The organism is Chromobacterium vaccinii, from assembly GCF_001855275.1.
GTDB classification, from domain to species: Bacteria; Pseudomonadota; Gammaproteobacteria; order Burkholderiales; family Chromobacteriaceae; genus Chromobacterium; species Chromobacterium vaccinii.
Map to the genome: position 1 here is coordinate 4,341,400 of NZ_CP017707.1, position 11,381 is coordinate 4,352,780.

Consider the following 11,381-nt stretch of genomic DNA (forward strand, 5'->3'; position numbering starts at 1 on the left):
AAATCACCTTTTGCTCATTGTTGGATTTCGTAATTTTACAGCACCTTTAACCGTAGCTTCTTTTGTTCCGTAAAGTGGATTGGATTTCCATTCAATATCGTCTTCGCATACATCTGTTTCAACATAGGCATTGGCACGTTCCCGAGGTATTCTATATTTTTTGGCGACATCATTTACACTAAGAGGTTTTTTGTTAGCTGGCTCCATGTATACTCTGTTATGTTCACCAGGTAAGATTTGTCCACTTTCCATGATGGAGTTTGCTCTGCTGATGCTAGTGTAATGCCTCATTCTTGTAGTGTTTTTGCATTCATTAGGACATTGTTTGCATTCTTTTTCTGCAGTCGGCGCGGAGGGCTTAGCTTTCTTTTTGGCAAGTCCTAACGGATCAACCCACTCTAATGGATTGGGCGCATAGCTGTGGATATTAATCCCACCCATCAATCCAATCGGATCGCGCGAAATAAACCGCCCGATCTCCGGATCGTAGTAACGATAACGGTTGTAGTGCAGTCCAGACTCATCGTCATGATATTGCCCCTGGAAGCGGAAGGGGTTGCGGATGCCGGTTTTTGAGGCGGTGTCGGCGATGACTTCGCGTGCCTGGCCCCAGGCCTGGTAGTCCATTTCCAGCGCCAGCTGGCCTTGCTCGTCGGTCAGCGCCTGCGGCGTGCCCAGGTGGTCGGTGTGATAGTAGTAGACTGCCTTCGGCGCTTTCGGCTCAGGGCCGGCCTGCCGCAACGGGTCCTTGTCCGGGTCGTAGGGGTTGTGCTGGCTCCAGGCCGGAACCTTGACGCCGCGGATGGCGTCGGTGTGCACCTGGGCCAGCGGCACGAAGCTGTCCGGCTCGAACAGGTAGTGCACCGCTTCTTCATCGCGGGTTTCGAAGGCCAGCACGTCGCCGTCCCAGCCGTACAGCGTGGCTTGGCCCTGGCTGATCTTGGCGATGCGGCGGCCCAGCGGGTCGTAGTGGTAGTCGGTGCGCTGGCCGCCCGGCGCTGTGAGGCGGGACAGACGGTTGTGGCTGTCCCATTCCAGCTTGGTGAGGTTGCCGTTGACGCGCTTCTCCACCAGATTGCCGCGGCTGTCGTAGCGGTAGTGGCGGCCAGCGTACTGGCTCAGCAGGTTGCCGAGCAGACTGTCGTCCTGATGGCCGTCGGCGGCCGGGGCGTTGTCCAGCAGGTTGCCGGCGGGGTCGAAGCGGAAGCTTTCCACGCCCTTGGGGGTGGCGGCCTCCAGCAAGCGGCCGACCGGATCATAGCGGTAACTCAGCTGGCCGCTGCGATTGTCGGCGATGCCGATCAGTTGGCCGGCGGCGTCGTACTGGTACTGTCGGCTCCACTGGGTGGCGCCCATCAGCCGCTGGCTGGATAGGCGGCCGGCCTTGTCGTAGGCCAGGGTCTGCTGCAACGCATTGCCCAGCACCCGCTGGGTTTCGCGGTGCAGCTTGTCGCGCTCCAGGTTGAAGATGTCGCGCTGGCCGAACAGCAGGCCGTGGACGTGGCCGCTGCCGTAGTTGAGCACGTCCACGCGGTGGCCGTCCGGGCGGATGGTGGCGATGCGGTTGCCCAGCTTGTCGTGCTCGTGCTGCCAGCGATAGGTTTTCTTGACGCCGGCGACGTGGTAGCCGTGGTGCTCCTCTGAAACGTTGCCGACGGCGTCGTACACCCAGCGCAGGCTGGCATAGCGATTTTTGGCCTGGAACAGTCGGCCGGCCGGGTCGTAGCCGAAGCTTTCCTTGCTGTTCGGCGCGCTGCGCTCGATCAGGCGGCCGGCGCGGTTGTAGCGGAAGTCGGTGGCGATGTCGCCTTCCACCTGCTGTGCCAGGCGGCCGGCGTTGTCGTAGACATAGCGGGTGGCGCTGCCGTCGAAGCCGGTTTCGGCCGTCAGGCGGCCGCCGTCATCGTAGTCGAAGCGGTAATAGCGGTGGTTCTCGTTGCGCAGCGCGGTGAGGCGGCCCAGCTTGTCGTACTGGTAGCCCAGGCTGTGGCCGTTGGCGTCGGTGCGCTTTTGCAGCCGGCCGGCCTTGTCGTATTCGTAATGGGTGCCGCGGCCCAGCGGGTCGGTGATTTTCAGCAGGCGGGCTTCGGCGTCGTGTTCCAGCTGGGTGGCCTGTCCGTCCGGCTGGACGATGGCTTGCAGCGTGCCGTTGGCGGCGTACTGATAGCGGGTGGCGTTGCCCATCGCATCGACGATCAGCAGCGGGCGGCCGCGTTCGTCGTACTGCCACTGGGTGGCGCTGCCGGAACAGTCGGTATAGCTTTCCAGCAGGCCGTCCGGACGATAGGCGATCTTCTTGGCGCCGCCCTTGGCGTCGGTGATGGTCACCGGCAGGCCTTGCTCGTTGTAGGCATACTTGGTCTTGTGGCCGAGCGGGTCGGTTTCCTCGATCAGTTGGCCCTTGTCGTCGTAGGCGCGCAGCCATTTCTCGCCCATCGGGTCGATGATCTCGACCAGATTGTCCTGCTTGTCGTAGGCGAAGTGCACTTCGCTGCCGTCGGCGCGCTCGTGCCAGATCAGATTGCCGTTGGCGTCGTAGTCGTAACTGTCTTGCGTGCCGTCCGGGCGAATATGGCTGAGCAGCTTCTTGTCGCCATCGAATTCAAACCACTCTTCTTTGTGGTCCGGATAGACGATGCGGTAGTTGTAGCCTTTTTCGTCGAAGTAATACTCGGTGGTGCGTCCATAGGCGTCGGTGACATAGGTGAGATCAATGTTCTCATCCCAGGCCAGGCGCACGTCTAGGCTGCCGTCGTCGGCGTATTCGCGGATGGCGCGAGCGTCCAGATGCGCGCCATCCCATTCCAGCGTGATGCCGCGGCCGGTGCGGTCGGTGTAGCGGGTGATCAGGTGATGCTGGTACTGATAGCTCCAGCTTTCGCCGTTTTCATCGGTGGCGGACAGCAGGTCGCCGGCATCGCCGCCCAGTTGCGGGATGTCGCTGTAGCGGTATTCGGCCAGCGTGCGTTGCGGCAGGCCGGTTTCCAGATTCTGCAGGGTGGCGCGGGTGACGCGGCCGAGGGAGTCGTGGTTCAGGTCCACCGCGTAGCCGGCGCTGCTGACCAATTGGCTGAGGCGACCGTCGCGGAAGTTCATCGCGATGCTGTTGCCCGCGCGGTCCTTGATCAGTGCCAGGCGAAAGCTGTCGCCATGGCGTTCGTACAGCTGGATCAGGTCATGACCGAAGGTCTGCGACAGCAGGGTGTCGGACAAACGGGTTAAGGTGAAGCCCTCAATGCCGTCTTTGTGCGACTCGCCTTCCGGCAGCAGCGGATACTCCAGTGTGCGGCCACTGTCGTCGTGGAATTTCAGCAGCCCGCCTTCCATATCGAAGCGGGCGGCATAGGCAAGACTCCAGCGCGCGCCGAACTCGCCTTTTTGATCGTTGCCGCCAAAGTTGGAGCGATATTGCCGCGTCCAAACAATAGGAAGAATACCCGGAAGGCTGAAGTCGGTGTGTTGCAGTGACTCGTCGCCAAAAGCGTACCCGATGGAGGCCTGAGTGCTAGCGCACGCACATTTGGGCCCTGGTTTGGCCAGCTGCTTGAGCTTGGCAGCAACTTCCTTCACGGTCTGTTCGACCTTTTTCTTGGCGGTATTCACCGCTTTGGTCGCCACCGCCGCCGCTTTTTTCGGCAGATGGTTGAGGAAGGCTTTCAGCAGCTTGTCCAGCAGTGGCTTCAGGTGGCTGCTGTACATCTTCATCAGCATGTCCACCAGCATGCCCGCCCATTTTGCCATGGCCGCGCCCAGGCGTTGCATCAGGCGGGCGGAAACCGTGCCTTTCAGGATGGAGTCGATCTGCTTGGCGGCGGCCACCGTCATGCCGGCGGCTGCCTCGGTGCCGGCATCGGCCGCGGCCTGGTTCAGCGAGTGCAGGTGGGCGCTGACCGTGCCCCAAAAGCCCTGGTCATTGGTTTTATTGAGGTTGTACCTGACCGGCGCGTGCTTGACGTTCTTTTGCACATAGGCGCCGAACTTGCCGGTGCCCAGACTGGTCAGCAGTTCGCCCATGCCGGCGATGATGGTTGAACCTTTGGCGCCGCAGACTTTCAGCTCATCCTGGATCTTGCCATCTACGTACTTCACCCACTCCGCCGGCGAATTGCGGTAACTGGCTGGCAGCATGGTAACCAGCTTGGCCGCCAGGCCCGCTTCGATCTCGCCTTTCGCCCAGTCCTTTCCGGCGCGGCGCATGCTGGTGGCGCACAGCTTCAGCGTGGGCCGCGCGCCCATCTTGAACAGGCCACCGGCAGCCGGGATCACGCCGATCAGGTCCACGCCGAGGAATAGCCAGTCGAAGACATCCACTTCCTGGTTGGCGCGGGACTTTTCCGACATGTCGACGATGTCGACGATGACGTCGCCGATGGAAATCAGGTTGCCCACTACCGGCACAGCAGAGGCGATGGTCTTCAGGCTTTCCACCGACAGGTGGCCGTCGCTGATGCTGCGCAGCCATTGATCGAAGTCTTTGCCTGTCTGCTGCAGCGCCTGGGCTGCGGCTTGAGGCGTGGCGGGAATAACGGCTACGGGGCGTGCGAGGGCTGCGGTCGTCATGATGGCGAGTATCTTTTAGAGTATTTTTTTGAGCAGGTTGGCTGCGTTCGGAACGGTGGCGGCGGAGGAAGCCAGTTGCTTCACATCGCGTGCCTGCTGCAGCATGGCCTGCGCCTGGCCGGCCACTTGCTTGGCCTGGTCCAGCGCATTCTTGGCTTGGGACAGTTGGCCGGCGGCCGCGGCGACGCCCGGCGGCATCGTCTTGCCGACCAGGCTGGAGAGCTGGCTCATCGCCTGCTTCTTCACCGCCTCTCCTCCCGTCAGCTGTTTCACCGCCTCTTCCGGCTGCTCCACGAAGGGGAAGATGTCGGCCTTGTCCTTGTGCGGCCGGCCCAGGAAATCGACTTGGGCAGGACCCACCGGCAAGCCATGCACCATCGCCTTGCCGGCCTCGTCCAGCACGCCGCTGTGCTTGACGCCCAGCGCGTCGGTGACGACGAACTTGCCCTGGTTCATCGAGAAGCCGTTGGCGAATTCGTGGATCACCTGCAGATTGCCGGTGCCGGGCTTGGCGAAAACCGGGGTAGGGGTGCTGAGGCTGGCCGGGCCGCTCAGGCTATGGCTGGCGCCCTTGACGCTGACTTCGCTGGGGCAGTGGATTTCGATATTGCCGCCGGCGATGCGGATGTAGCCGCCGCCGCTGGTCAGCAGAATTTCCTGGCTGGCGGCGATCTGCACTTTGCCCTTGGCCGAGGTGATGGTCAGATCCTTATCCGCCGTCAGCTCCATCGCGTCGCTCTGCGCCTGCACCTGCACCTTGCCCTTCGCCGCGATCAGCTTCAGCGCCACCTTGTCCTTCACCCCCGCCACGAACAGGCTGATGTGCTGGCCGACGTTGTGAATCCAGCGGCGGCCGGTGGTGTGGTTGGCGTCGCGCTGGGCGACCAGGTTCAGGTTCTGGCCAGCGCTGAGGGTTTGGCTTTGCTCGGTCAGGGAGGCGATGCCTGCGGGTGCGGACAGGATCAGCAGCGGCTGCTGTCCGGCTTGCTCTTTCGCGGTTTTGCCGTCCTTATCGGTGTTGGTTCCCGCTTCCCAGGCTTTCAGCGCGTCGGCGTGGTGCTGCAGGTGGCCATCCGGTTTCTTGCCGGCCTTGGCGTTGTCCGGGCCGATTTCGTCGGGCCCGGTTTCCATGGTGTCGGCCAGTTGGCCGGTGGCGGTCTCGGCCAGCGCCTGGGAGAGGCTCAGCGCGGCGTCGAGCTGGCTCTGGGCGTGCTCGCGCGCCAGCTGTTTGCCGGATGCGCCGTTCTGCGCTTCGGTGGACAGCAGCAGGCCGTGGGCCGCGCGGATGGCGCCGTGGTGGTCGGTTCTGAGTTCGAAGCCGTCGCCGCGCGGTTGGGCTTTGCCGTTGCTGCGCGGGTGGGCGAGGTAGCCCTGGTTGAGCTGGGTCTTGCCCGGTTCGCTCGACAGCTTGGCGCGCACTTCGCCAGGGGTGTCGTCGAACAGCAGCTCGCTGTAGCCGCCGCCCTGGTGTTCTTTGGATTTGATGCCGGACAGGGTCTTGTTGGCGGGGAGCGAGCCGGCGCCGCTGAAGTCTGGCGTCGGGTGGCTGCCGTTGTACAACACGCCGGTGATCACCGGGCGGTCGATGTCGCCTTCGATGAAGTCGACCAGCACTTCCTGGCCGATGCGCGGGATGAACTGGTGGCCCCAGCCAGCGCCGGCGCTGGGCATGGCGACGCGCAGCCAGCAGGAGGATTTGTCGTCGAGGCCGGCGCCGATAGTGGGATGCTCTTCCGGCCGCTGCCAGTGGAACTGCACCTTGATCCGGCCCTGGGCGTCGGTGTGGACTTCCTCGCCGGCGGGGCCGACCACGGTGGCGGTCTGCACGCCGAGCGAGGTGGGTTTGGCGGAGGCGGTGCCGGCGTAGGCCGGGGTCAGCGGGATGCCGCGGCGCTGGGCCTGGATCCGGGTGGTGAACGGCGCGTCGGCCTGGTCGCCCGCCGGCAGGATGGCTTTCAGGTCGGTCGGCAGGTTGTTGCGCACCTGAAAGCTTTGGCCGGTGACGACGAATTCGCGCTGCTCGTGGCTGTCGGCCTCGTGCGCCGGGTGGTCGTCCAGGCGGAACCATTGGCCGGCGGTCAGGCCGCGGATGGAGCCGCCGCCTTCGAATTGCTTGGCTTGCAGGTCGTGCGCCTGTTGCCGCAGCCGGGCGTAGTGCGACAGCTGGTCGGCGTCGCCGGCGTAATACAGGCCCTGCGGGTCGTAGTCCTGCAGGCTGGATTGCAGCGCCTGGCCGCCCTGGCCCTGGTCGATCTGGCTGCTGTCGCCGGTGTGCTGGGTGGACACCGGCTGGTAGTCGAAGGTGGCCAGCGCCACGTTGCCGGGGACGATCTGGCGGCTGGCGTTCCAGTCGGTGAGGCCGTCTTCCTCTTCGGTGGCGTCGCTGCGGTGGAAGCGCACGCGCTCGATCTCGGCCGGCGGCAGGCTGTAGGCGTCGTCGAACACCGCCAGCTTGACCTGCGGGCTGTCGCCGTCCACATGCTCGAAGCGCCAGGCGTAGCCCTCTTCATGCAGCAGGCGGACGATGAAGCTGAAATCGTCCTCGCGGTACTGCAGGCAGTAGCTCCGCGGCTGCGCCGGGCCGACCTTGAACTCGATGGCCTGCGCGCGGGCGAACACCGGGTTGGCCGCCTGGTGCTCGTGGACGATCTGCTGGACGATGTCCGGCACGCTCAAGTCCTGGAACACCCGCGAGGTGCGGCGGTGGCGCAGCAGCGCGATTGGCGGCTCGATGGTCAGGCCGTACTGGGCGAAGCCGCCGTCGGAACCCATCAGCCGGGCCTGGCTGACCACGCCGCAGCGGACAGTTTCCTGGCCTTGGGCGTCGGCGATGCCGATGCGGGCGGACTGGCCGAGCAGGGTCTTGAGTTCGATGGCGCCGTCGGGGGAGAGGCAGGTGAGTTGATAACGATAGGCCTTGGACACGCCCTCTTCGCCATCCAGGCTTTGCGGCAGCAGCTGCTCGGCGGCGACCTGCCCGCTGCCCAGCTCCAGGGTGAGCAGGCGCTGGTCTTGATTGAAGGCCGAGGCGAAGGAGGAAAGAAGGCTGTCAAGGTCCATCGATTGTCCAAAACGAAAGCGCCCTTGAAGCAGGGCTTGAAAGTGAGAAAACCGAAAAGAACCAGCATTTTATGTGGGAGGCATCGCGTCAACAAGGCGAACATTCTGCTTCATTAGCGTACCTGAACTAAAGGACAGGTATGACTGGGCGACGGGGAGAGAGGCGAGGGGCGCGCGATGGCCGGTGAAATGCTGATGAGGCGGAGATTTCGGGATTATGGGCGCAATCGGCGATGCGAATCCACTTTTTCTTCAGGCGTCGCGCCGGGCTGGCCAGCAGGGCGAAGCCGCCATCGCGCAGAAAAGCGGTTTCCTCCGGCGTGGAGGGACGGCCGGGTATCCGGTTGCAGTGGGGAAAGCGGCCGAAGCGGCGGATGATGTCGCGGTGGCCTTCCGTATGGCGCAGCCAGGGCTGATCCAGGCGCCGCGCTTCGATGTGGCCGCTCACCTGGAGAGGGGAGAGCTGGTGAAGGTGATGCCGGCGTATCTGGTTTATCCCAGCCGGCGGCATCTATCGCGGCGGGTGCAGGCTTTTCTGATCTGGCTGGAGGCGTTGCTGGCGCCGCATGCCAGAGCGGAGCGCTAGTTATTAGTACTATATGAGACGTTTTCATTCAGGTCTAACCTGAAAGCCGGTCCCGAGAGGCGGAGGGCAATGCCATGAAAGACCCGAAATACTATGGCATCTGGGCGTGCGTGCTGGCGCTGGACGCCGCCGGCTTGGGAATCGTGTATCCATTGGCCGCCAGCGAGTTTTCCCGGCTTTACCTGAGCGGCTATGTCACGCTATTGCTGTTGGCCACCTGCCTGTCGGCCGCGCCGCTGATCCGCTTCCTGGTCACCGGCTGGGGCGCGCGCTACGAGGAGTTCCGCAACCGGCTCAACAATGGCGCGCTGGCCTTCTATCTGCGCCAGTTCTGGCAGCCGCGCACCGACAAGGAGCCGCTGCTGAAGGACTGGCCGCCGCCGGCGGACTCGCCGGAGGTGGACGCGGCGGCGGACTGTCTGTTCGAGAAGATTTACAAGGAACACTACGGACGGGGCGTGTTCATCACACCGCTTTTGCTGCTGGAGGTGGCCATTATCTTCATGGCCACGCTGTATGTGTTCGCGGAAATGGGCAGGCTGACGCTGCCGGTCAATAATCTGATCATCACGGCCTCCATCGCCGGCGCATACCTGTTCGTGGTCAGCGATATGGTGACGGCGGTGCGGCGGCGCAGCCTGAACGTGGCGGATGTCTACTGGTACGCGCTGCGGATGACGCTGGCCATTCCGATAGGCGCGGCGGTTGGCGCGGTGGATGCGGCCAGCGCGGCATCGGCGTGGCAGACCGTGACGGCCTTCGCCATCGGCGCCTTCCCCATGGACGTTCTGCTGCGCCTGTTGCGCCGGGTGGCGGCGCGCAGCTTCGGCGCCAGCGAACAGGAACAGAACAGCGACAAGCTGATCAGGCTGGAGGGCGTGACCGCAGACATCGCCGCCGGCTTGTCGGCCGAGGGCGTCAACTCCATCGAGCAGCTGATAGGCACCGATCCGGTGCTGCTGTCCATCCGCACCGGCTTCGCGTTCAAGTTCATTCTGCGGCTGGGCAGCCAGGCCATCGTCTGGCGGCATTTCAGCGCGCACTGCGGGTCGTTGGCCAAGCTGGGGCTGGCCGACGTCGCCATCATCGCCGGCCTGAATGAAAGGCTGGCGCTGCCGGACGGCGATCCGCGCCGCCAGCAGGCGGACAAGGTGGTGGCCAATGCCGCGAGCTCCTTGCTGGCAGGCGGCGGGGTGACGCCGGATGTGGACACCGTTCGTTTTCTATTCCATGAAATCGGCTGCCAGCCGTATACCCGGTTCCTGCTCTCCACGCTGAAGCAGAAGAATGGTTACCGCCGCCCGCGGCTGGTGAACGCCAAGCCGCCGGAGAAACCGCCGGAAGAACCGCCCAACGCCGCGTGAGGCCCGGTTGGCATGGCTTTCCCTTTGGCGCAATATGCAGTTAAGGCCGGACTCTAACGAAGTCCGGCTTTTTCCAAGGGGGAGCCATGTCCGATATCATTTTTCGACCCATCCCGGCAGGGGAGACGCCATGAGCCAGGCCGCCGACATCGTCGTCGCCCTGGTGGCGTTGCTGCACGTCTATTTCCTGATCCTGGAAATGTTTTTGTGGGACAAGCCGCTGGGGATGAAGACCTTCCGCCTGACGCCGGAGAGGGCGCGGGACACCAAGGTGCTGGCCGCCAACCAGGGCTTGTACAACGGCTTCCTCGCCGCCGGCCTGGCCTGGGGGCTGTGGCAGGGCGCGTTCGGGTTCCAGATCAAGCTGTTTTTCCTGGCTTGCGTGCTGGCGGCAGGCGTGTTCGGCGCCGCCACCGTCAACCGGCGCATTCTGTTCGTGCAGGCTTTGCCGGCGGCGCTGGGCATCGCGCTGCTGTGGCTGGCTTGAGCGGCGAGCGCGTCGCGGGGAATGCGGATGGTTCCGGAAATGAGCATCTTGGGGCGGTTTTCAGGCAGAAGGCTCAAGCCGGCGCGCATTGTGTTCGATGAGCAGGGCTTGTCCGTGCTTCGAGGCGATGCCTTGCGATGGCGGGTGCCGTTGGAGGATATCGCGTCCGTTGGCCTGAGGCGGGGGCGGCGTCTGTTCGGCTTGTTTCCGCTGGGACGGTGGCTGGTGGTGGAGTCCCGCGGCGGCGCATTCCATGTCCAGTCCGGCCTGGAGTTCAAGAATGACGACCTTGAGCGCTTGGTGGCGCGCATCTGCCAGTACATTCCTTGATTTCGCGGGATCAGCTCGTGCGTTCCAGTTCCTGCAAAAATCGCTCCAGAATCAGGTTCGCGCGCCGGCCCTTGCGTACCGCCAGCGCCAGCGGCGCGTCGTAGTGGCAGACGGTCGGCAGCAATGGACGCATCAGGCCTTGCGTTACCCAGCTGGCGGCGAAGTGCTCGGGTAGATAGCCGATGTAGCGGCCGGTGAGGATCAAAAACGCGATGCCTTCGCGGTCGGACGCGGTGGCGATGGGCTTGAGCCGTTGTTGCAGCGCCTGGGCCTGCGGCGGCAAGCGGTAGCCCGGGGCTACGGCGTCGGCGGCGGCGAGGTCCGCCTCGGCCAGATCGTCGTCGCGCTGGACGAACAACGGATGCTCGCGGCTGCAGTAGAGCTGCGAGCGCTCCTCGTACAGCGGCAGGTAGTCCAGCCCGGACAAGGGCTGGATCAGCGGCACCACGCCGGCGTGCAGCTGGCCGTCCATCAACCCGGTTTCAATGTCGTTGGGCGTCATCATGCCGATATTGATGCGCACGTCCGGCCCTTGCTTGGCCAGCGCGCGCAGCGCCTGGGTGATGCGCATCTTGGGCAGCGTGACCAGGTTGTTGATGATGCCGATGTTCAATTCGCCGCGTAGCTGGCGGTGCAGCAGATTCACCTCGCTGCGGAAGTCCTCCAGCGCCGCCAGCAGCATCTGGCTGGCGCGCAGCACCTCGCGGCCCTCGTCGGTGAGGGCGAAGCCGGCGCGGCCGCGCTGGCACAGCCGGATGCCGAGGCGTTTTTCCAGATCGCCCATCTGCAGGCTGATGGCGGAGCGGCTGATGCCCAGCACGCCCTCTGCGGCGGAAAAGCCGCCGCACTCGGCCACGGCGCGGAACAGCCGCAGCAGCCGGATATCGAAATCGCTGACCTGCCCCAATGCCGGTTTGCGGTTCATAAGTTGAGTTATTTCTAATCTGAACATAAGAAAGATAGCATTTAACTCACGCAATGTCCGCGGCATGCT

Annotated in this window: 7 protein-coding genes; 3 read left to right on the forward strand and 4 right to left on the reverse strand. The window is 63.9% G+C overall.

What is annotated here, in order from left to right; all coding sequences use genetic code 11:
- Positions 1–3: 3 nt before the first annotated feature.
- The 3 genes from BKX93_RS20170 to BKX93_RS24215 all read right to left on the reverse strand — a co-directional run bounded on the left by BKX93_RS20170 (position 4) and on the right by BKX93_RS24215 (position 8,131).
- A complete protein-coding gene (locus tag BKX93_RS20170; RefSeq protein ID WP_070981072.1) occupies positions 4–4,560 on the reverse strand; it encodes an RHS repeat-associated core domain-containing protein in 4,557 nt (1,518 codons plus the stop codon).
- A 15-nt stretch (positions 4,561–4,575) separates the two neighbouring features.
- On the reverse strand, positions 4,576–7,620 hold the full coding sequence (locus BKX93_RS20175) for a type VI secretion system Vgr family protein (RefSeq protein WP_070981073.1): 3,045 nt from the start codon (positions 7,618–7,620) through the stop codon (positions 4,576–4,578).
- A gap of 127 nt (positions 7,621–7,747) precedes the next feature.
- Positions 7,748–8,131, reverse strand: a complete 384-nt coding sequence (locus BKX93_RS24215; protein ID WP_082107356.1) for a DUF924 family protein — start codon at positions 8,129–8,131, stop codon at positions 7,748–7,750.
- A 149-nt stretch (positions 8,132–8,280) separates the two neighbouring features.
- Here BKX93_RS24215 and BKX93_RS20185 point away from each other — a divergent pair, with 149 nt between their 5' ends.
- From BKX93_RS20185 to BKX93_RS20195, 3 genes are all read left to right on the forward strand, one after another.
- A complete protein-coding gene (locus BKX93_RS20185) occupies positions 8,281–9,570 on the forward strand; it encodes a hypothetical protein (RefSeq protein WP_070981075.1) in 1,290 nt (429 codons plus the stop codon).
- A 130-nt stretch (positions 9,571–9,700) separates the two neighbouring features.
- Positions 9,701–10,057: a DUF1304 domain-containing protein gene (locus tag BKX93_RS20190; protein WP_046157245.1), complete on the forward strand. Its 357-nt coding sequence runs from the start codon at positions 9,701–9,703 to the stop codon at positions 10,055–10,057.
- Positions 10,058–10,165: 108 nt separating this feature from the next.
- Positions 10,166–10,387 (forward strand): hypothetical protein, encoded by a 222-nt coding sequence (locus BKX93_RS20195; RefSeq protein WP_144410226.1) that lies wholly within the window; start codon positions 10,166–10,168, stop codon positions 10,385–10,387.
- Positions 10,388–10,397: 10 nt separating this feature from the next.
- On the opposite strand, the gene BKX93_RS20200 is transcribed toward BKX93_RS20195, so the two are convergent.
- Complete coding sequence (locus BKX93_RS20200) at positions 10,398–11,312, reverse strand: LysR family transcriptional regulator (protein ID WP_046157243.1); 915 nt, start codon at positions 11,310–11,312, stop codon at positions 10,398–10,400.
- Between the last annotated feature and the right edge of the window lie 69 nt (positions 11,313–11,381).

What these genes read in the sequence shown, in the direction of transcription:
- BKX93_RS20170 (WP_070981072.1), bottom strand. Translation starts at nt 4,560, where the DNA reads ATGACGACCGCAGCCCTCGCACGCCCCGTAGCCGTTATTCCCGCCACG.
- BKX93_RS20175 (WP_070981073.1), bottom strand. Translation starts at nt 7,620, where the DNA reads ATGGACCTTGACAGCCTTCTTTCCTCCTTCGCCTCGGCCTTCAATCAA.
- BKX93_RS24215 (WP_082107356.1), bottom strand. Translation starts at nt 8,131, where the DNA reads ATGCCGCCGGCTGGGATAAACCAGATACGCCGGCATCACCTTCACCAG.
- BKX93_RS20185 (WP_070981075.1), top strand. Translation starts at nt 8,281, where the DNA reads ATGAAAGACCCGAAATACTATGGCATCTGGGCGTGCGTGCTGGCGCTG.
- BKX93_RS20190 (WP_046157245.1), top strand. Translation starts at nt 9,701, where the DNA reads ATGAGCCAGGCCGCCGACATCGTCGTCGCCCTGGTGGCGTTGCTGCAC.
- BKX93_RS20200 (WP_046157243.1), bottom strand. Translation starts at nt 11,312, where the DNA reads ATGAACCGCAAACCGGCATTGGGGCAGGTCAGCGATTTCGATATCCGG.